The 19,597-nt window shown below is 61.1% G+C and carries 18 protein-coding genes; 4 read left to right on the forward strand and 14 right to left on the reverse strand.

What is annotated here, in order from left to right; all coding sequences use genetic code 11:
- Positions 1-68 precede the first annotated feature (68 nt).
- Positions 69-332 carry a hypothetical protein gene (locus CUJ84_RS18350; protein ID WP_105007264.1) on the forward strand — a complete coding sequence of 88 codons (264 nt, stop codon included), beginning with the start codon at positions 69-71 and terminating at the stop codon, positions 330-332.
- 157 nt (positions 333-489) lie between these two features.
- Here CUJ84_RS18350 and serA read toward each other — a convergent pair whose 3' ends face one another.
- The 14 genes from serA to ybgC all read right to left on the reverse strand — a co-directional run bounded on the left by serA (position 490) and on the right by ybgC (position 16,467).
- Entirely contained in the window at positions 490-2,085 is a 1,596-nt protein-coding gene (gene serA / locus CUJ84_RS18355; RefSeq protein WP_105007265.1) for a phosphoglycerate dehydrogenase, read from the reverse strand.
- Between the two features lie 83 nt (positions 2,086-2,168).
- A complete protein-coding gene (locus CUJ84_RS18360; RefSeq protein WP_105007266.1) occupies positions 2,169-3,347 on the reverse strand; it encodes a phosphoserine transaminase in 1,179 nt (392 codons plus the stop codon).
- A gap of 187 nt (positions 3,348-3,534) precedes the next feature.
- Entirely contained in the window at positions 3,535-4,371 is an 837-nt protein-coding gene (locus CUJ84_RS18365) for an outer membrane protein (RefSeq protein ID WP_105007267.1), read from the reverse strand.
- 263 nt (positions 4,372-4,634) lie between these two features.
- Entirely contained in the window at positions 4,635-5,987 is a 1,353-nt protein-coding gene (gene glmM, locus CUJ84_RS18370; RefSeq protein WP_018068990.1) for a phosphoglucosamine mutase, read from the reverse strand.
- A gap of 241 nt (positions 5,988-6,228) precedes the next feature.
- Entirely contained in the window at positions 6,229-8,160 is a 1,932-nt protein-coding gene (gene ftsH, locus CUJ84_RS18375) for an ATP-dependent zinc metalloprotease FtsH (RefSeq protein ID WP_041935570.1), read from the reverse strand.
- A 96-nt stretch (positions 8,161-8,256) separates the two neighbouring features.
- Complete coding sequence (tilS, locus tag CUJ84_RS18380) at positions 8,257-9,660, reverse strand: tRNA lysidine(34) synthetase TilS (RefSeq protein WP_105007268.1); 1,404 nt, start codon at positions 9,658-9,660, stop codon at positions 8,257-8,259.
- A gap of 11 nt (positions 9,661-9,671) precedes the next feature.
- Positions 9,672-10,658, reverse strand: coding sequence for a tol-pal system protein YbgF (gene ybgF / locus CUJ84_RS18385; protein ID WP_105007269.1), 987 nt, complete (start codon positions 10,656-10,658; stop codon positions 9,672-9,674).
- Positions 10,659-10,821: 163 nt separating this feature from the next.
- A complete protein-coding gene (gene pal / locus CUJ84_RS18390) occupies positions 10,822-11,355 on the reverse strand; it encodes a peptidoglycan-associated lipoprotein Pal (RefSeq protein WP_024323075.1) in 534 nt (177 codons plus the stop codon).
- A 152-nt stretch (positions 11,356-11,507) separates the two neighbouring features.
- On the reverse strand, positions 11,508-12,818 hold the full coding sequence (tolB, locus tag CUJ84_RS18395; RefSeq protein ID WP_105008234.1) for a Tol-Pal system beta propeller repeat protein TolB: 1,311 nt from the start codon (positions 12,816-12,818) through the stop codon (positions 11,508-11,510).
- A gap of 22 nt (positions 12,819-12,840) precedes the next feature.
- A complete protein-coding gene (locus CUJ84_RS18400) occupies positions 12,841-13,287 on the reverse strand; it encodes a cell envelope integrity protein TolA (protein WP_105007270.1) in 447 nt (148 codons plus the stop codon).
- On the reverse strand, positions 13,288-14,433 hold the full coding sequence (locus CUJ84_RS18405) for a hypothetical protein (RefSeq protein WP_105007271.1): 1,146 nt from the start codon (positions 14,431-14,433) through the stop codon (positions 13,288-13,290).
- Positions 14,434-14,441: 8 nt separating this feature from the next.
- Positions 14,442-14,897 (reverse strand): protein TolR, encoded by a 456-nt coding sequence (tolR, locus tag CUJ84_RS18410; protein ID WP_003542730.1) that lies wholly within the window; start codon positions 14,895-14,897, stop codon positions 14,442-14,444.
- A gap of 18 nt (positions 14,898-14,915) precedes the next feature.
- Positions 14,916-15,635: a protein TolQ gene (gene tolQ, locus CUJ84_RS18415; RefSeq protein WP_003552507.1), complete on the reverse strand. Its 720-nt coding sequence runs from the start codon at positions 15,633-15,635 to the stop codon at positions 14,916-14,918.
- A gap of 376 nt (positions 15,636-16,011) precedes the next feature.
- Entirely contained in the window at positions 16,012-16,467 is a 456-nt protein-coding gene (gene ybgC, locus CUJ84_RS18420; protein WP_105007272.1) for a tol-pal system-associated acyl-CoA thioesterase, read from the reverse strand.
- Positions 16,468-16,586: 119 nt separating this feature from the next.
- On the opposite strand from ybgC, the gene CUJ84_RS18425 reads away from it, so the two are divergent.
- From CUJ84_RS18425 to CUJ84_RS18435, 3 genes are read left to right on the forward strand one after another with little or no spacing between them, the layout of a single operon-like run.
- Entirely contained in the window at positions 16,587-17,807 is a 1,221-nt protein-coding gene (locus tag CUJ84_RS18425) for an NAD-dependent epimerase/dehydratase family protein (protein WP_105007273.1), read from the forward strand.
- Positions 17,808-17,817: 10 nt separating this feature from the next.
- Positions 17,818-18,654, forward strand: a complete 837-nt coding sequence (locus CUJ84_RS18430) for a glycosyltransferase (RefSeq protein WP_105007274.1) — start codon at positions 17,818-17,820, stop codon at positions 18,652-18,654.
- Positions 18,651-19,568 carry an NAD-dependent epimerase/dehydratase family protein gene (locus CUJ84_RS18435; protein WP_105007275.1) on the forward strand — a complete coding sequence of 306 codons (918 nt, stop codon included), beginning with the start codon at positions 18,651-18,653 and terminating at the stop codon, positions 19,566-19,568. The genes CUJ84_RS18430 and CUJ84_RS18435 overlap by 4 nt, the downstream gene beginning before the upstream one ends.
- Positions 19,569-19,597: the final 29 nt, after the last annotated feature.

The following is a 19,597-nucleotide window of genomic DNA, read 5'->3' on the forward strand; positions in this document are numbered from 1 at the left end:
TGGAACAATTCCGTCGATCGTGCATTGCGGGTGATCGATGTCGCATTCGGATGGCTGAGGAGGGTTTCATGGGCAGGTTCGGCACGACGACGGATTACAGCAGAATCAGACATTGGATCGAGGCGCGCGGCGGCCATCCCGCCCGCATCAAGAACGCACCGGACAGCGAAACCGTCCGCGTTGATTTTTCCTCGGAACCGGAAGAAATTTCCTGGGACGAATTCTTTCAGGGCCTCGACGGCAGCAGGCTCGCCTTCCTTCACCGCACGAAGGCTGAAGACGATGTCGTCCGTTTCGGCAAAATCCTCCGCCGGAAACGCCGGCACCACTAATGCATGTCGCCCAAAAGTGTGCAGCGGTTTTGGGACGACGACATGCATCAAATAAAGACTTAAAGCGCGACGCGCTTTAAGATTCATCGGTTCCTGACACGAAAAAACCCGGCGCCGTTTCCAGCGCCGGGTTTTTCATGTCCTCGGGAGGAAAAACTCAGTCGATATTGAAGGTCAGCGGCTTTGCCTGGCGAACCGCCTGGTGGGCGGTCAACTCAGCAAGCACGGCGTCATCAACCTTGCCGTCGACATAGAGCAGTGCGATGGCGTCGCCGCCCTGCTTGTCACGGCCGAGCTGGAAGTTGGCGATGTTGACGCCGGCAGCACCAAGCGTCGTGCCGATGAAGCCGATCATGCCGGGAACGTCGGTATTGGTGATGTAGATCATGTGCGAGCCGACATCGGCATCGAGGTTGATACCCTTGATCTGGATGAAGCGCGGCTTGCCGTCCGAAAACACCGTGCCGGCGACCGAGCGCGTCATGCTTTCGGTCGTCACCGTCAGCTTGATGTAGCCGTCGAAGACGCCTGTCTTGTCGCGCTTGACCTCGGAAAGCACGATGCCCTTTTCCTTGATCATGATCGGCGCCGAAACCATGTTGACATCGGCGACCTGCGGACGGATGAGGCCGGCGAGCACAGCACTCGTCAGCGCCCGCGTGTTCATGTTGGCGGTGATGCCGTCATAGAGGATTTCGATTTCCTTGATCGGCTCTTCGGTGACCTGGCCGACGAAGGCGCCGAGAACATCGGCAAGGCGGATGAAGGGCTTCAGGATCGGCGCTTCCTCAGCCGTGATCGACGGCATGTTGATGGCGTTGGAGACCGCACCATTGACGAGGTAATCCGCCATCTGTTCGGCCACCTGCAAAGCGACGTTCTCCTGCGCCTCGGTCGTCGAGGCGCCGAGATGCGGCGTGCAGACGACGTTCGGCAGGCCGAAGAGCGGGCTTTCCTTGGCGGGCTCGACCTCGAACACGTCGAAGGCGGCACCTGCGACATGGCCCGACTTGATCGCTTCGGCAAGCGCTGCCTCATCGACCAGGCCGCCACGGGCGCAGTTGATGATGCGCACGCCGGGCTTGGTCTTTGCCAGTGCTTCCTTGTTGAGGATGCCGCGCGTCTTGTCGGTCATCGGCACATGCAGCGTGATGAAATCGGCCCGGGTGAAAAGCTCTTCCAGCTCGACCTTGGTGACGCCCATCTCTTCGGCGCGCTCCTTGGACAGGAACGGATCGTAAGCGACGACGTGCATCTTCAGGCCGATGGCGCGAGCACAGACGATCGAGCCGATATTGCCGGCGCCGATGACGCCGAGCGTCTTGCCGGTGATCTCGACGCCCATGAATTTCGACTTCTCCCACTTGCCGGCCTGCGTCGAGGTATCGGCTGCCGGAAGCTGGCGAGCAACGGCGAACATCAGCGCGATGGCGTGTTCGGCTGTCGTGATCGAGTTGCCGAAGGGCGTGTTCATGACGATGATGCCGCGGCGCGAGGCGGCCGGGATATCGACATTGTCGACGCCGATGCCGGCGCGGCCGACGACCTTGAGGTTCGTCGCCCCCTCGATGATCTTTTCCGTCACCTTAGTGGCAGAGCGGATGGCCAGGCCATCATACTTGCCGATGACTTCGAGCAGACGGTCTTTGTCCTTGCCGAGCTGCGGTTCGAAATCGACTTCGACGCCGCGGTCGCGGAAGATCTGGACGGCGGTTTCCGACAATTCGTCGGATACGAGAACGCGAGGTGCCATGAGGGCCTCCTTCAAAAGTGTTCAGCGATGAATGAATCAGGAATGCTGGGCTCCGCCCTGTGGCGGAGCCGGATGCGATCACCTCAGGCGGCAGCCTGATTAAGCTGCGCCTTCTGTGTTTCGAAGGCCCAGGAAAGCCAGGGCATCAGCTTCTGCATGTCGGATGCCTCGATCGTGGCGCCGGCCCAGATGCGCAGGCCGGACGGCGCGTCGCGGTAATGGCCGACGTCATAGGCGACACCTTCCTTTTCCAGGAGGCCGACCAGACCCTTGGCGAAATTCGCCTGGCCGTCGTCGTCAAGCGCTGCGATGTCCTTATCGACGATCTTCAGGCAGACGGAGGTGTTGGAGGCCGTATCCGCCTTGACGGCGAGATTGGCGATCCAGTCGTTTGCCGCAATGAAATCGTGGATGACCTTGGCATTGGCATCGGCACGCGCGATCAGCCCCTTGAGGCCGCCGAGCTGCTTGGCCCAGACAAGCGCATCGATATAGTCCTCGACGCAGAGCATCGAAGGCGTGTTGATCGTCTCGCCTTGGAAGATACCTTCCGTCAGCTTGCCGCCCGAGGTCATGCGGAAGATCTTCGGCAGCGGCCAGGCCGGCGTGTAGGTGACCAGACGCTCAACGGCGCGCGGCGAAAGAATGATGACACCGTGGGCACCCTCGCCGCCCAGAACCTTCTGCCAGGAGAAGGTGACGACGTCGAGCTTGGCGAAATCGAGCTCCTGTGCGAAAGCGGCCGAGGTGGCGTCGCAGATCGTCAGGCCCTTGCGGTTGGCCGGGATGAAATCGGCATTCGGCACGCGCACGCCCGAGGTGGTGCCGTTCCAGGTGAAGACGACGTCGCGGTCGAAATCGACGGCGGAGAGATCGGGAAGCTCGCCGTAACCGGCTTCGAGCTTGCGCACATCCTTGAGCTTCAGCTGCTTGACGACATCGGTGACCCAGCCGGCGCCGAAGCTTTCCCAGGCGAGCATGTCGACGCCGCGTTCGCCGAGCAGCGACCAGAGCGCCATTTCGACGGCGCCGGTGTCGGACGCCGGAACGATGCCGATGCGGTAATCCGCCGGCACTTCGAGAATTTCACGGGTAAGGTCGATGGCCTGCTTGAGCTTGGTCTTGCCGACCTTCGCGCGGTGCGAACGGCCAAGGGCCGCGTCGGAAAGGGCTTCGAGCGACCAACCGGGGCGCTTCGAGCAGGGGCCAGAAGAAAAATGGGTATTGTGCGGACGGATGTCCGGCTTTGCGGTCTTCGCCATGATGCTATCCTCTCAGATAGAAAGCCCTTCGTTGGGGAAGGGTGTCCCGCCGCCGTGTGTATGGATCCGGCGCGTCATAGTCAAGATCGAAGTGTCGCGGGCGGAACATATTTTGACGCAGGGCGGTAGGGCCGCAATACGAAAAGCCGCCCGGTTGGGGCGGCTTTCAGATGTCTGGGAATTGGACTTACTTGTAGACAGGCTGCTGCAGCGGGATTTCCGGCGGCGGTTCGTAGCTCGCTTGGGCGCAGCCGCCGAAGAGATAGCGGGCGCCGACGCGAGCTTCGTGGGCGCTCAGCCCCTTGTCACGGCCCGGGCCACCATTTTCGGCATAGCCGAACATGTTGCCGCCATCGATATGCAGGTAACGGTAGCCGACATCGGCCTTGATGTTGCAGGTCACGTCGATCGAGGCGCCGGCCATCAGGGCGTAGGTGAAGCGCCAGTTGCCCTTGCCGCCGTGGGAGACCTGGTCGTCGCAGAAGCTGCCGTCATCGGCGCAGGCGACGTTACGCAGGTTCTTCCACTTCACATAGGAACCGCCGATACCGGCGCCGACATAAGGCGTGACGTAGCCGTAGGTGCCGAGATCGACATAGGCGTTGGCGAGCAGCGTGTAGGCGGTCAGCGAGGAGCGGTCGCTCGAGGTGCAATCCACCAGCGGGAAGCCGCACTGCCCATCCGTCGAGCCGTGGAAGTCCGCCTGGGTGAGATAGTCGAAGGTCAGATCGGTGCGCAGATAGCTGTTGATCTGGTAACCGACACCACCGCCGACCGTCCATGCGTCGTCCAGGTCGGAACGATCGAAATCAACCTCGGTGGCGTTGCTGCCCTGGAAATAGCGGGCGCCGCGCAGATCGGTGAAGGCATAACCGACATCACCGCGCAGGTACCAGCCGGTCGCTTCGGTGACCGTCACCTCAGGCGGCTGCTCCGGAATAGGCTCGGCAGGGGCGAGGTCCGCGGAATAGGCGTTTGTCGCGATCAACAATGCGGCGAAGATGCCGAACAAGCTTCTTTTCATGGATCCCACTCCAAAATCCCGTTGCGTCGGCAAGCTCAGTCGCTGCCAATCTGGTACGCTTCGGATGGATAATGAATGGGAAACGTTAAAAGCTGCTTAACCACGATTATTTACCTTGATGCCAGGCATCAAGGCGGCCCGAAACATAGATCGGTTTGGATCATGGGGATGGCTTGGCCGCGGCGATCAGCTCAAAATAGTAAGCATGCATAACGAAGAAGCCGGCGCTTGCGCACCGGCCTTTCGAATTCTGCCCTAAAAAGTCAGGCGGCGGTCCGGACGTTCGAGATCGTGCCGATCAGTTCGTTGACGATGCGCTCGATCTGGGCGCGGTCGTCGCCCTCGGCCATGACGCGGATCAGCGGCTCGGTGCCCGAGGGGCGGATGACGAGGCGGCCGTTCCTGGCGAGTTCGGCTTCGGCATCGGCGATCGCTTTCTGCACCTGGATGTCCTCCAGCGGCTTGCCGCCGCTGATACGGACATTGCGCAGAAGCTGCGGCACCGGCTCGAAGCGACGGCAGACCTCGCTGACGGTCCGACCGGTGCGCTTGACCGCGGCCAGGATCTGCAGCGCCGCGACGAGACCGTCGCCGGTCGTGCCGTAATCCGAAAGCACGATATGCCCGGACTGCTCGCCGCCGACATTGTAATTGTGCTGGCGCATATGCTCGACGACGTAGCGGTCGCCGACCCGCGTGCGGGCAAGCGCCATGCCCCGCTCGTCGAGGAAGCGCTCGAGGCCGAGATTAGACATCACCGTGGCAACGATACCGTTGCCGCGCAGCTGCTGGCTCTCGGCCCAGCTCTCGGCGATAACGGCCATCAGCTGGTCGCCGTCGACGATCGAGCCGTTTTCGTCGACGATGATGACACGGTCCGCGTCGCCGTCGAGCGCGATGCCGATATCGGCGCGCACCTCGTCGACCTTCTTCTGCAGCGCGACGGGGCTCGTGGAGCCACAATTGAGATTGATGTTGGTGCCGTTCGGCTCGTTGCCGATGGTGACGACCTCGGCGCCGAGCTCCCAGAGCACGGCGGGTGCCACCTTGTAGGCAGCACCATTGGCGCAGTCGATCGCGATCCTCAGACCCTGGAGCGTCACGTCGCGCGGCAGCGTGCGCTTGGCATGTTCGATATAGCGGTCATGCACGCCGTCGACGCGCTTGGCCCGACCGATATCGTCGGATTTGGCAAGCTGGGCATTCAGGTCCTTTTCGAGCAGATCCTCGATCTCGGCCTCGATGTCGTCTGACAGCTTGTAACCGTCAGGGCCGAAGAGCTTGATGCCGTTATCCTCGTAAGGATTGTGCGAAGCCGAGATCATCACACCGAGATCGGCGCGCAGCGAGCGCGTGAGCATGGCAACAGCTGGTGTCGGGATCGGGCCGAGGATGAAGGCATCGAGGCCGGCGGCCGTGAAGCCCGCGACCATGGCGTTCTCAAGCATATAGCCGGAAAGGCGCGTATCCTTGCCGATGACGACGCGATGGCGATGGTTGCCGCGGCGGAAGATCGTGCCGGCGGCAATGCCGACCCGCATGGCGAGATCCGGCGTCATCGGGAAGACGTTGGATTGGCCGCGAATGCCGTCCGTACCGAAATAGCGTCTTTTCATCTGCACTCCTGTGCTTTCCGCGCGCCATTCAAGGCAGCGCACCGTTCCAAGCGAATCCGGCTTCAGTGGAATGTCGTCAATCCAGCAGCGTGATTCATGCTTGCCTCAATTCAGCGGAATGCCACAAAATGCGGCGAACGGCACGTAAATTAGCAAGAAAAATGATTATATCCCGTTACCAATGGAAAAGGCCGGATCTCCCACTTCGGAAATCCGGCCTTGTTCAAGGTAGTGCCGCTGTTCAATGCGGCTGCGGTTCGAGGCCGCCTTCGGGCTCGTCACCCTTGGTGGCAGGCCGTGCGCCGGCCTTCGGAACGGCTGAGCCGCGGCTTGGCGGCGAATCATCACCGAGATCGCGGGAAGGCTTTTCACCGCGGATCAGCGCCTTGATCTCTTCGCCGGTCAGCGTCTCGTATTCGAGCAGACCCTCGGCAAGAGCGACGAATTCGTCGTGCTTTTCCGTCAGGATCGTGCGGGCCTGGGTATAGGCTTCGTCGATCAGGCGGCGCACTTCATTGTCGATCTTCTGCGCGGTTGCTTCCGAAACATTCTTCGACTGCGAAACCGAGTGGCCGAGGAAGACTTCCTGCTGGTTCTCGCCATAGGCGACCTGACCGAGCTGATCGGAAAAGCCCCACTGCGTGACCATGGCGCGGGCAAGCTTCGTGGCCTGCTCGATGTCGGAGGAGGCACCCGAGGTAATGTTCTCCTTGCCGAAGGTGAGCTCTTCGGCAACGCGGCCGCCCATCATGATGCAAAGACGCGAGACCATCCACTTGTAGCTCATCGAGTAGCGGTCGCCCTCGGGAAGCTGCATGACCATGCCGAGCGCACGGCCGCGCGGAATGATCGTCGCCTTGTGCAGCGGATCGGCGACGGCGACATTGAGCGCGGTCATGGCGTGTCCGGCCTCATGGTAAGCAGTGAGCTTCTTTTCCGCCTCGGTCATCGCCGAGGAACGGCGCTCGGCGCCCATCATAATCTTGTCCTTGGCGTCCTCGAATTCCTGCATGGTGACGACGCGCTTGTTGCGGCGTGCGGCCATCAGCGCGGCTTCGTTGACGAGGTTCATCAGGTCGGCGCCGGAGAAACCGGGCGTGCCGCGGGCGAGGATCTTGAGATCGACATTCGGCGCCAGCGGGACGTTGCGGGCATGCACCTTGAGAATGCGCTCGCGGCCGACGATGTCGGGGTTCGGCACCACGACCTGACGGTCGAAACGGCCGGGACGCAGCAGCGCCGGATCGAGAACGTCGGGACGGTTGGTAGCGGCGATGAGGATCACGCCTTCATTCGCCTCGAAGCCGTCCATTTCGACCAGCAGCTGGTTCAACGTCTGCTCGCGTTCGTCATTGCCGCCGCCGAGGCCGGCGCCGCGATGGCGGCCGACGGCGTCGATTTCGTCGATGAAGATGATGCAGGGCGCATTCTTCTTCGCCTGCTCGAACATATCGCGCACGCGGCTTGCGCCGACGCCGACGAACATTTCGACAAAGTCGGAGCCCGAAATGGTGAAGAAGGGCACGTTGGCTTCGCCGGCGACCGAGCGGGCGAGCAGCGTCTTGCCGGTGCCCGGAGGACCGACGAGCAACACGCCGCGCGGGATCTTGCCACCGAGACGCTGGAACTTCTGCGGATCACGCAGGAATTCGACGATTTCCTCGAGATCCTGCTTGGCCTCGTCGACACCGGCAACGTCTTCGAAAGTCACGCGGCCATGCGCTTCGGTGAGCAGCTTGGCCTTGGACTTGCCGAAGCCCATCGCCCCGCGTGAGCCGCCCTGCATCTGCCGCATGAAGAACAGCCAGACGCCGAGAATCAGAAGCATCGGCAAAAGCGTGCCGAGATAGCTGAGGAAACCCGAAGAGCCGTCCGTTTCAGGACGGGCGGAAACCAGGACGTTCTTCGACTGCAGGCGATCGAGCAGACTGTCGTCGATCACAGGCGAATAGGTCTGAAAGGTGGTGCCATTTTCAACATAGCTTCCGGAGAGACGGTTGCCCGTGACCACGACATCCTTCACGCGGCCCGCATCGACCTCACGCAGAAACTGCGAATAAGGGATTTCGCGGGAGCCCGTCTGCGCCGGCGCCGTCTGAAACATACTGAAAAGGGCGATCAGCAGAAGCGCTATGATCGCCCACAAGGCGAAATTACGTAAGTTAGGGTTCATTGAACTCCCCAGCATGGAACGGCCGCCTCATGGCGACCGTCTTATTCGTATCTAACATAGGGTTGCGCCGTGCGATTGCCAAGGCGACACCCCAGGTCAGATGGTTTTTCCGTCAATACTTCTTAAAGGCAGCCTCGCATAGGGCGCCGTCGCGAAAACCGCCGAAAGCCTATTGGCAAAGATGAAATCAAATCGTGTCAAAAAGCGGTCGAAGGGTGCGAAATAGGGTGTTAGTTCGACCATGCGGGCGGATTCCTCAGATAAAAGGCTCTCTTCGGCGGATAACGCCGGCGCCGAAGCGATAGCGCGCTTCCATGCGCTCTTGGGAAGGCGCTGCATATACTCCCTTATTCCTGTGCTCGTCACAGGAATCCAGCCGCCGCGCGTCTGCGCGGTGATCGGCTCAATAAAGCGTGAAGTGTCTTGCGCGCGTGCAGCAGCGGCCTGGATTTCAATTGATGCCGCCGACCCATTGCGCGCATAAAACCTGCCATCCCAAACCCCGGCCTCGCCCCGCCGCAATACCAGAGGCGATATCCCCCGGTTCTCGCGCGCCAGATAAAGCCCGTCATGCCGCAGGTCGAAGACTACCCTGCCAGCGGTCATCCGTCCCGGCTTGCTGCCGGTGGCAAATGCAAGGATACGCTCCATATGCCCCCTCCCCGGCGCAAACGGCTGCCCACCGAAAACGGCTGTCAGACGGGCGAGCACATAGTCGAGGACTGCGCGATCCTGCCGCAACCCATCAGGCATCACCTGCCCGAGCAGGCCGCCGTGAAGCCGGAAATGACGATCCAGCCATTCGGCTCCTCTGGACGACAGTGCCAGCCGCTCCTCCCAGGCCGCGCTAATATCCTTCTCCATGCCTGCATCGGCCGAAAGCTGCCGGCGCATCCGCACACGCTCGTACTTCGTATCCTCGTTGCTGGGATCGTCGATCCACGGCACGCCCCGCTCTTTCAGGAAAGCGCGGATACCCGCCCGGGTGGAGAAAAGAAGCGGCCGTAAAATCCAGAAACGCCGGTCGAAGAGCAGCGCATCTGCAATACCGGTCGAAACCTGCTCTGTTCGCATCCCACGCATCTGCAGTGTTTCGCGCTGATCGTCGAACGTATGGCCAGTGACGATGAGATCGGCTTCGAAACTTTCGGCGATGGTTGTCAGCAGGCCATAACGTGCCTCGCGGGCCGCCGCCATGATGCCGGTTTTCGGCTTGTCGCCCTCCCAGATCATGGTGGTCTGGGGAATGCCGAGCGATGCGCAAAGGGCTGCGACGTCGCGCGCCTCGTCTGCCGAGCCGGCGCGCAGAGCGTGATCGACGGTCGCAGCGCAAAGCGAAATCTTGAGATGGGGTGCGACCTTCACGGCTTCATCGAGAAGAAGGAGCAGGCCGGTGGAATCGCTGCCGCCTGATATCGCGACGAGAATGCGCGCGGGGCTTTGAAGCGACAAAAGAAACTGGAGGATCGCCTGTTGAGGCGATGAGGTTTCCGGAGACATTCCGGAAGACCTTAGCAGGCGAGGCGCTTCTGTTCGCTCGCAACCTTGCTTATGACGGCGCGCGAGGCCTTCGGATAACGCTTCGAGACTTCGCGCAGCGTCGCGCAGGCCGTCTCGGTATTGTCGAGGGCGGCAAGCGACATGCCGAGCTTCAGCAACATTTCCGGCGCCTTTTCCGATGTACCGTATTTCTGGTGCGCATTGAGAAAGGTCTTGGCCGCCTCATTGTACTTGCCCTGCGAATAGAGTGCTTCGCCGAGCCAGAAATTGGCGTCCGCCGCCCGCGCGCTGCTCGGGTAGTGGGTGATGTACTGCGTGAACTCCTGTTCGGCCGTGCTGTAATCACCGGATAGCACGTGGCCGTAGGCGGCCTTGTACTGGTCGGCCTCGCTGCCGAGCGAGGCGGTCTGCTGCGGCGTTTTGGTATTGGCATCGGGAATCGGACCGGAACCGATGGTGGCATTTTCGTCGACGCTTCCGCCGATCGGATTGCCATTCTGATCGAAATCGATCGAGCCAAGTTCCTTCGGTGGTTGGCCGAGACCGCTATTCTCCGGCACGCTGGCGGAGGGAGCCGTTTCGGCTCCCTGTGGTGCTTGAATCACCTTGGCAATGTCATCGCCGCCGGAGGCGGCCGGAGCGGCATCGGTCTCGCTTTTCTTGACTGGCGCCTTCGTGGTACCGCCGGCACCCGTCTTTTCGAGCTGCTGGAAGCGGAATTCATTGTCTTCCTGCTGCTTGCGGATCGTCTCCTGCATCTGCAGAAGCTGAAAGCTCATCTCCTCGATCCGGCCATTCAACTGCCGCAGTTGCTCTTCGAGCTGCTGCACGCGGACCTCCGCGTCGCCGCTCTGCACTTTGACAACAGGCGGCGCCGCCTGGTTTTCCGCGGATCGGCCGCCGAGGTGTAGCCCGAAGAACGAGGCGGAATAGGCCGCTCGTTCGCTTCCGGTCACAGCCGCGAGGCACAGCATGCCTGCCACGACAAGTTTCTTCATATGTATCGTCCTGTCCCAGTGATTCTTCGCACCTCGATGGCACGAACAGGAGATTTTTCCAATTGCTTTCAAAAAGCAACGGAGTCTGGCCAAAGTGTGGTCAAAAAGAAAAGGCGGCCCCTGATGGGACCGCCCGTCGAAAAAGCAAATTGTTGCTCGGCAATTACATGCCGGCACCGCCGAGCACGGTAACCGCGCGGCGGTTCTGCGACCAGCAGGAAATATCGTCGCAGACGGCGACCGGACGTTCCTTGCCGTAGGAGATCGTCTTCAGGCGCTGCGCCGGGACGCCGCGCGAAGCGAGATAGTCCTTGGCGGCGGCAGCACGGCGGGCGCCGAGCGCGAGGTTGTATTCGCGCGTGCCGCGTTCGTCGGCATGGCCTTCGACGGTGATCTGGTAATTCGGGTAGCGGCCGAGCCACTGGGCCTGACGGTCGAGCGTCTGCGAGGCATCGGCGCGGATCGACGAGGAGTCGGTATCGAAGAAGATGCGGTCGCCGACATTGACCGTGAAATCCTGGGCCGAGCCCGGCGTTGCAGCGCCGCCAGCGCCGGTGCCGAGGCCGAGATCGCCGGCGCTGTTCGGCGGCTTCTTGGCACAGCTTGCGAGCGCGAGACCGGCGAGAAGCGCGATCATGACGGGGTTGCGGGCGAAATTCTGCATGCGGCTCATTGCCGGGGTATGAATTCGGCTCATGGCCGGTCTCCTTGCGATTTCATCAGGGTTTCCGGACAGTAACCGCACTCGGTTAACCGCCCCTCAAAGATTATGGTTAACAATCTGCTACTTTGTCCCTTGGCCGCTCGGTTCCATGACTTTGGGGCGACAAGAAGGCAGCAGTGCATCGCCTACTCCATAAGCGGCGACCAGGCCGGGTCGGAGCCGTAGGTCGGCGTCTTCACGAGCTGCTCGTTGTAACCGGTCAGATCGATCGAATAGAGCTGCGGACCGCCCGACCCCGCCGCCTGGCGGAAGAACATCAGCACGCGGCCGTTCGGCGCCCAGGTCGGGCCCTCATTGTGGAAGCCGGTCGTCAGGATGCGCTCGCCGGAACCATCCGGCTTCATCACGCCGATCGAGAACTTGCCGCCGGCCTGTTTGGTGAAGGCGATGAGATCGCCGCGCGGCGACCAGACCGGCGTCGAATAGGAGCCGTCGCCGAAGGAAATGCGGGTCTGGCCCGAGCCATCGGCGTTCATCACGTAGATCTGCGGCTTTCCGCCGCGGTCGCTTTCGAAGCTGACGCGTGCGCCGTCAGGCGAATAGGAGGGCGACGTGTCGATCGCCGCCGTCGAGGTCAACCGGGTCGTCGTGCGCGAGCGCAGGTCCATCGTATAGATATTGGAATTGGCATCCTGCTGCAGGCTCATGATCACCTTCTGACCATCAGGCGAAAAGCGCGGCGAGAATGTCATGCCGGGGAAATTGCCGACGACCTCGCGCTGCCCGGTTTCCAGCTGAAGCAGATAGACCCGCGGCTGCTGGTTGGCAAAGGACATGTAGGTGACTTCCTGCCTGCTCGGCGAGAAGCGCGGCGTCAGCACGAGATCACTGCCATCCGTCAGCATCCGCACGTTGAAGCCATCCTGATCCATGATCGCCAGCTGGCGCTTGCGCTGCTGCTTGGTGCCGGATTCAGAGACGAAGACGACGCGGGTGTCGAAGTAGCCTTCCTCACCGGTGATCTGCTTGTAGATCGCATCGGCAATGATGTGGGCAACACGCCGCCAGTTCTCCGGCTGCGTATAAAACTGCTGGCCGGTCATTTGCTGGCCGGCGAAGGGGTCCCAAAGGCGAAACTCAGCGCGAAGGCGGCCATCGGCTTCCTGAGTGACGCGACCGGTCACCAGCGCCTGGGCATTGATGACCTTCCAGTCTTCGAAACGCGGCGCGGCATCGGGATTGGAGATCTTCTCGATGAAGGCCGTTTTGCTGATCGGAGCGAAGAGACCGGAACGCTGCAAGTCGGCGGCGATCACCTGCGAGACCTGCGCGCCCATATCGCCCTGCAGGAAGTCCGTCACCGCAATCGGCAGCGGCTGGACATTACCTTTTCGAAGATCGAGAGTGAGCACCGCGTTCGCCGGCGTCGTAAAGGCTGCGACCCCAATCAGGCCTGCAATGACCATCAGAGCGCGGATGAGGGAACACTTGACCATATCAAACAAGCCTTTCAGCATCTTATTGGGTAAGAGCGCTGGTGTCGAAGTTCAAAATGACTTCCTTCCAGGCATCGTATTTATCTTTTGGAAGCATCGTAAAAGGAGCTGCGCGACGAATTGCGCGAATGCCAGCATCAGCAATGCTTTTACGCGTGCGCTCACTTCCACCCCTGACCTTAACGTCAGGGACGCCGACAATCTGGCCATCTCTATCCAGCTTCACATGGATCGTCGCATATACACTGCCGGCGTCGTTCATTCTGCCATCGACAATGAAGCTATTCTCGATCGCATGCCGCATTGCATCGATCTCTGCGCCAGCGAGATGTGTCGCAGTGGCACTTCCATTCGCTCGACCGGCCGTTTCAGCACCCGCATTGAGTGGAAAGATGGAGCAGCCGACGATCCCTGTCAGCGCAACGTATAGTCCGAAAGATTTCGCGAAATGGAGCGGATTCCTCGGCATTTAAATCCCCATATCGCTGGGATTAAAGTTAAGGACGACCTCGTTCCACACATCATACTTGTCCATCGGAAGCGTCGAGCGGAAGGAGGGAGCAGATTTCATCACGGCACGGTAAGCGCCACTTTCCAGCGCACGACGCGCTGAATCGGTGGTGCTTCCGCCGGACGACTCGATCTCAGGCTGGCCGATAATGTTTCCATCTTTGTCGAGCTTGAAATGCACCGTGATGACCATGCCGGAAAGGCCTTCCATTCCGGGAGTGATAAGCCAGTTACCCTCAATCAAACCCTTTATCGCATCTTCTTCGCTCTGGCTGAGCTTCGAGCCGCCGTTGCTTTTCTTCGCACCCAGCGATGCCTCTTGTATCGAGCGCTTGGCGCCACCGGCGGAAGGATCCGTCTTGTTCAGCAACGCCGCAACGTCGTCGGCATTGAAATCACTCTTCATCGATGAGGCGGATTTCGCCATTTCCTGCTTCTGGTCCGCCTTCTTCTTATCGGTCGGTTTTTCGGCAGCCTTCGGCTGGTCCGGGGTCTTTTCCGGCGGCTTCTCAGCGGGCTTCTGTGGTTCCGGCGGCTTCACCTGCGGCTTGGCAACAGGGGTCGGCACGTTGTCCGGCAGCGCCTCCGCATCGGGCTTCGGCGGTTCCTCGGGCTTGGCCTGCTCTTCCGGCGGTTTTTCCTCAGGCTTCGGCGGCGTCACCTCGACAGGCTTCGGCGGCGGAATGGAGGCGACCTGTTTCGGCTGCTCGACTTCCGTTTCCTCCTTGACGATGTCCTTGACATCGTTCGGGACGGGATCGGTCTTCGGCATCGGCTTTTCGCTCGAATTCGCCGCGGCCGCTTCGCTATTGCTGGGCTTGGCGTTCGGCACCGGAGGCGTTTTCAGGTCGACATTGTTGTCGCCGGCATTCTCCGCCGGCTGCGGGATCGGCGGCCGTGTCGTCGGCACGGGCGCGGAAGTCTCCTTCTTCGGAGCCTTCTTGTCGCCTTGCTGCATCTGGGTAATTGACTCCACCGGCACGAGATCGACCGGCATCGCCTCGAAATCCTCCACCTTGAAGGATTCCGGGGCGCCGAGCGACACCATCGCCCAGGTGAGCACCAGGCCGTGCAAAACAGCAGATGTGATGACACTGGCCTTCATTTTGTGCGCTATTGGTCCTTCTTCTGCTGCGTCACGAGGCCGATATTCTTGAAGCCCGCGCCCTGAATACGGGCCATGACATCGGCGATGACGCCATAAGGAGCGGTCGCGTCGCCGCGCACGAAGATGCGTTCATTATAGCCGGTGGTGGCGATCGCCTCGAGCTTGGCGGCGATCTCCGCAGCCGGGATCGGTGTTTCCTGCAGGAACACCTCGCCGTCATTCTTGACGGAGATGGTGATCGGCTGCGTCTCGGAATTCAGCGCCTTGGCCTGCGTTTCCGGCAGGTCGATCGGCACGCCGACGGTCATCATCGGTGCCGCGACCATGAAGATGATCAAAAGCACCAGCATGACGTCGACGAGCGGCGTCACGTTGATTTCGGAAATCACGGCCCTGTTCCGACCGCCGCGACGGCGGCGTCCGCCGCCCCCGCCGCCATTGCCTCCAACAGCCATACCCATGTCAGAATACTCCGTTGGTTACTGAGCGGCAGCGCGCGGCTGCAGTTTCTCGTCGATCTGGCGCGAAAGTATGGCGGAGAATTCATCCGCAAAACCTTCCATTCGGCCCGAGAGCTTGCCGGCATCGGCAGAGAACTTGTTGTAGGCGATAACCGCCGGGATAGCGGCGACGAGGCCGATCGCGGTGGCAAGCAGCGCTTCGGCGATACCGGGCGCGACGACCGCAAGGTTGGTCGACTTCGAGCCGGCGATCGCCTGAAACGAGGTCATGATGCCGACGACCGTGCCGAACAGACCGATGAACGGACCGGCCGAACCGATGGTCGCGAGCGATCCAAGGCGGGCGCCGAGAAATTCGGTCTCACGGGCGAGCGTCACGTCCATCGCCCGGTCGATCCGCATCTGCAGGCCGATCGGCGAACGGGCGCCGCGTTCGAAAGATTTCTTCCACTCCCGCATGGCAGCCACGAAGATCGCCGCCAGCCCGGTATTGCTGCGTTCCGACAGCGAGCGGTAGAGTTCTTCCAGCGACTGGCCCGACCAGAACACCTGTTCGAACTTGTCGAACTGGCGCCGTGCGCGGCCATAGGCCAGGTATTTGTCGATGACGATCGCCCACGTCCACACAGAGGCGGCGATAAGCCCGAGCATTACGAGCTTGACGACGATGCCGGCCTGCATGAAAAGCGACCAAAGGCTGACGTCCGTCGTTGCTGCTGCCAATCCTACTTGTTCCATTGATCCAAAATCCCCGAATCCAAACGCCCGGTGCTGGACCGGGCGGCACAAACTGATCTCGCAAGAAGTGTCCGGCGGCCGCCGCCCAAAGCCCTGATCAAACTTCCAAGCTCATCTTCCGCCTTCTTGCCGTCAAATTTGGTCAAAGGAAGGCGTGCACCGCACAAACTCCGACTTTCCCAGTAAGACACCATTATGGTTAATAGATCGTTAGTGCCGAACTGTGACAGTAAGCCTGTATTTGGAAGATTTCGTTCCATGGATTACTTGACCGGAGCAAGGTCCGGCTGCCGAAAGAGCGCTCATCCTGCGGCGCGGGAATTCCTTCACATAAAGTTCAAGTTTTGACAAGGTCCGAATTTCAAGCGATGGCGGACTATAGCGGCGTGCTGCCTTCCAGGAATTTCACCGCCAATGTTTCCGGCAGCCGCCTCGGCCGCCCCCGAGCGTTGATGACGGCGATGATCACCTTGGCGGCGATCAGCAGCGTCTCGCCCGAGCGGATCTGCTGATTGAGCACCATCTTGGCGCCGCCGGCTTTTTCCGTGTGCGTCAGGATCGTCAGCACATCGTCCATGCGCGCCGGGCTCTTGAAGTCGATCTCCATACGGTGGACGACGAAAATGAGCCCTTCCTCGTCGGCGCTGACGAGTTCGCGCTGCTCAACGCCGAGGCAGCGCAGATAATCGGTACGGCCACGCTCCAGGAAATGCAGGTAGCGGGCGTGATAGACCAGGCCGGAAAAGTCCGTATCTTCATAGTAGACCCGCTGCACGAGCCGGTGTCCGGCCTCCGTCAGCTCTCCCGAAATGGAAAAAGGGCGTTCCGTCATAATTTTCTCCAAACTCAGGTGCCCTGTTTGGCGCAACGCTTCCGGACAGGCAAGCATTGAATGATTGTCATAATTCCTAACTATTCCCGATAATGAGCGACCAATCAGGAGACGATGCGATGAAGATTGCGGTTATGGGCGGAGACGGTTTCATTGGTTGGCCAACGTCGCTGCATCTCTCCGATGCCGGGCACGACATCCATATCCTCGACAATCTCTCGCGCCGCTGGATCGACACCGAACTCGGCGTTCAGTCGCTGACCCCGATGGATTCGATCCAGGAGCGCACCCGCATCTGGCATGCCGAGACCGGACGCCGCATCCACTTCAATCTGATCGATCTCGCCAAGGATTACGAACTCCTGAAGAACTGGCTTTCCGAACACCGCCCGGATGCCGTCATCCATTTCGCCGAACAGCGGGCCGCGCCCTATTCGATGAAGAGCGACCGCCACAAGAACTACACCGTCAACAACAATGTCAGCGCCACGCACAACCTGCTGAACGCGCTGACAGAACTCAATCTCGATGCCCATCTCATCCATCTCGGCACCATGGGCGTCTACGGCTATTCGACGGTCGGCGCGGCGATCCCCGAGGGATACCTGCCGGTCGGCATCGAAACCGCCGGCGGCGAGACGGTCAGCCAGGAGATCCTCTATCCCTCCAATCCCGGCTCGATCTATCACATGACCAAGTGCCTGGATCAGCTTCTCTTCCAGTTCTATGCTAGGAATGACGGCCTGAGGGTCACCGATCTGCACCAGGGCATCGTCTGGGGCACGCATACCGAGCAGACGCGCCGCCATGCGCAGCTGATCAACCGTTTCGACTATGACGGCGATTACGGCACGGTGCTGAACCGCTTCCTCATCCAGGCGGCGATCGGCTATCCGCTGACAGTGCACGGCACCGGCGGCCAGACCCGCGCCTTCATCCATATCCAGGATTCGGTGCGCTGCATCGAGCTGGCGCTGAAAAATCCGCCGGCGCGCGGCGCCCGCGTCGAGATCTTCAACCAGATGACGGAAACCCACCGGGTGCGTGACCTCGCCGAGATGATCGCCAGGATGAGCGGCGCCAAGATTGCCTGGCTGCCCAACCCGCGCAAGGAAGCCGCAGAGAACGAGCTGATCGTCCGGAACGAAAAATTCCGCGATCTCGGCCTCGACCCCATCACGCTGGAAGCGGGCCTCCTCGGCGAAATCGTCGACGTCGCGAAGAAATTCGCCTATCGCGTCGACCGCGCGCGTGTTCCGGCCGTCTCCGCCTGGACCAAGGACATCGCTGCGACGATCAATCACGATCCGGAAGGCAAGCGGCTGAAATCCGTCTCGTGAGCGCCGCAATATGACGAGCGCCAGCGGCATACCCACCCGTTTCGCTTATGTCACACTCGTCACCAATGCCGATTACGCCATGGGTGCGACCGCACTTGCCCGCTCCCTGAGCCGAACCGGCACCGGGGCTGACATCATCATTCTCCACACCGGCGGCGTCGATGCAGCCGCACTCGTGCCCCTGAAGGCGCTCGACTGCCGCCTGATCGAGGTCGAGCACCTGCCGCTGTCCGCGGCCTTCAACGAACGCCATGCGCGTGGCCAGCTCCATTCGGCAGCCCCTTTCACCAAGGGCCGCAAGCCGGATTTCCATTCGCCGCTCGACAATTTCTGCAAACTCAGGCTCTGGCAGCTGACCGAATACCAGCGCTGCGTCTTCATCGATGCCGACGCCCTCGTGCTGAAGAACGTCGACAGGCTCTTCCTCTATCCGGAATTGTCAGCCGCCCCCAATGTCTACGAAAGCCTCGCCGACTTCCGCCGCATGAATTCCGGCGTCTTCGTCGCCACGCCCTCGCATGACACATTCCGGCACATGCTCGAAAGGCTCGACAGGCCGGACGCCTTCTGGCGGCGCACCGATCAGACCTTTCTCGAGACGTTCTTCCCGGATTGGCACGGCCTGCCGGTTTATTTCAACATGCTGCAATATGTATGGTTCACCATGCCGGACCTTTGGGACTGGAAGAGCATTTCGATCCTGCATTACCAGTATGAAAAACCGTGGGAAAAGGATCATCCCAAGGCAGCGCGACTACAACCTTTGATCGATCTGTGGCACCGTTTCCACGATGGCGGCGATGTGCCTGAGATCACGGCGCTGGACAATCCGGAAGGGACAGCATGAAGGTACTGGTATCGGGTGGAACGGGTCTCGTCGGCCGGTATGTCGTCGAGGAACTGCTGGCCGCCGGATATCAGGTGATCGTCGGCGGGCGCCGCGCGCCGCCGCCGCGCCTCTTCTCCCGCCCGGTCGAGTTCGCAGCGCTTTCGCTCGACCCCGACAAGGATCAGATCGACGTCTTCGACGATGCCTATTTCTTCGTCCACGCCGCCTTCAGCCATGTTCCGGGCAAATATCGTGGCGGCGAGGGCGACGATCCGAAGACCTTCCACAGGTTGAACCTCGACGGCACCGTCCGGCTTTTCGAAGCTGCCAAACGCGCCGGCACACGCCGCTGCGTCTTCCTGTCCAGCCGCGCCGCCTATGGCGAACATCCCGAGGGAACCGAACTGAGGGAGACGATGCTGGCCAAGCCCGAAACACTTTACGGCCAGGTCAAGCTCGATGCCGAACGCGCGCTTGCCCATCTCTCCACGCCGGGTTTTGCCGGCGTAAGCCTGAGGGCGACCGGCGTCTATGGCGATCTCTCGCCGAACAAATGGGATGGCCTCATCGCCGATTACCTCGCCGGCCGGCCGGTTGTTGCCCGTCGGGGAACGGAAGTTCATGGCCGCGACCTCGGTCGGGCGGTGAGGCTGATGCTGGAGACGGAAAGCACTCGCATCTCCGGCGAGGTCTTCAACGTCTCGGACATGTCAGTCGATACGCGCGATATCCTTTCATCCATCCGCCGCGAGACGGGCTGTCGGCACGCGCTGCCGGCCCCTGCCGACAGCGCCGCGCTCAATCCCATGAACACTGCGAAAATCCGCGCACTCGGCTGGGCACCCGGCGGAGCCCCTCTGTTCGACGAGACGATGCAGCGGCTGGCCGCTGCGCTTCCCGAATCCCAGAGACACAGGTCCACGCAAGTCTGACGTTGCAGAATGCGCCCGAATCGCAATCG

Origin of the sequence: Rhizobium leguminosarum (assembly GCF_002953715.1) — a bacterium.
Taxonomy (GTDB): Bacteria; Pseudomonadota; Alphaproteobacteria; order Rhizobiales; family Rhizobiaceae; genus Rhizobium; species Rhizobium leguminosarum_V.

Coding starts and splice junctions, on each gene's coding strand:
- tolB (WP_105008234.1), bottom strand. CDS start 12,818: ATGGTCAAGTGTTCCCTCATCCGCGCTCTGATGGTCATTGCAGGCCTG.
- glmM (WP_018068990.1), bottom strand. CDS start 5,987: ATGAAAAGACGCTATTTCGGTACGGACGGCATTCGCGGCCAATCCAAC.
- CUJ84_RS18365 (WP_105007267.1), bottom strand. CDS start 4,371: ATGAAAAGAAGCTTGTTCGGCATCTTCGCCGCATTGTTGATCGCGACA.
- pal (WP_024323075.1), bottom strand. CDS start 11,355: ATGAGCCGAATTCATACCCCGGCAATGAGCCGCATGCAGAATTTCGCC.
- tolR (WP_003542730.1), bottom strand. CDS start 14,897: ATGGGTATGGCTGTTGGAGGCAATGGCGGCGGGGGCGGCGGACGCCGC.
- CUJ84_RS18435 (WP_105007275.1), top strand. CDS start 18,651: ATGAAGGTACTGGTATCGGGTGGAACGGGTCTCGTCGGCCGGTATGTC.
- ybgF (WP_105007269.1), bottom strand. CDS start 10,658: ATGAAGAAACTTGTCGTGGCAGGCATGCTGTGCCTCGCGGCTGTGACC.
- tilS (WP_105007268.1), bottom strand. CDS start 9,660: ATGTCTCCGGAAACCTCATCGCCTCAACAGGCGATCCTCCAGTTTCTT.
- serA (WP_105007265.1), bottom strand. CDS start 2,085: ATGGCACCTCGCGTTCTCGTATCCGACGAATTGTCGGAAACCGCCGTC.
- CUJ84_RS18360 (WP_105007266.1), bottom strand. CDS start 3,347: ATGGCGAAGACCGCAAAGCCGGACATCCGTCCGCACAATACCCATTTT.
- CUJ84_RS18430 (WP_105007274.1), top strand. CDS start 17,818: ATGACGAGCGCCAGCGGCATACCCACCCGTTTCGCTTATGTCACACTC.
- tolQ (WP_003552507.1), bottom strand. CDS start 15,635: ATGGAACAAGTAGGATTGGCAGCAGCAACGACGGACGTCAGCCTTTGG.
- ftsH (WP_041935570.1), bottom strand. CDS start 8,160: ATGAACCCTAACTTACGTAATTTCGCCTTGTGGGCGATCATAGCGCTT.
- CUJ84_RS18425 (WP_105007273.1), top strand. CDS start 16,587: ATGAAGATTGCGGTTATGGGCGGAGACGGTTTCATTGGTTGGCCAACG.
- CUJ84_RS18405 (WP_105007271.1), bottom strand. CDS start 14,433: ATGAAGGCCAGTGTCATCACATCTGCTGTTTTGCACGGCCTGGTGCTC.
- ybgC (WP_105007272.1), bottom strand. CDS start 16,467: ATGACGGAACGCCCTTTTTCCATTTCGGGAGAGCTGACGGAGGCCGGA.
- CUJ84_RS18400 (WP_105007270.1), bottom strand. CDS start 13,287: ATGCCGAGGAATCCGCTCCATTTCGCGAAATCTTTCGGACTATACGTT.
- CUJ84_RS18350 (WP_105007264.1), top strand. CDS start 69: ATGGGCAGGTTCGGCACGACGACGGATTACAGCAGAATCAGACATTGG.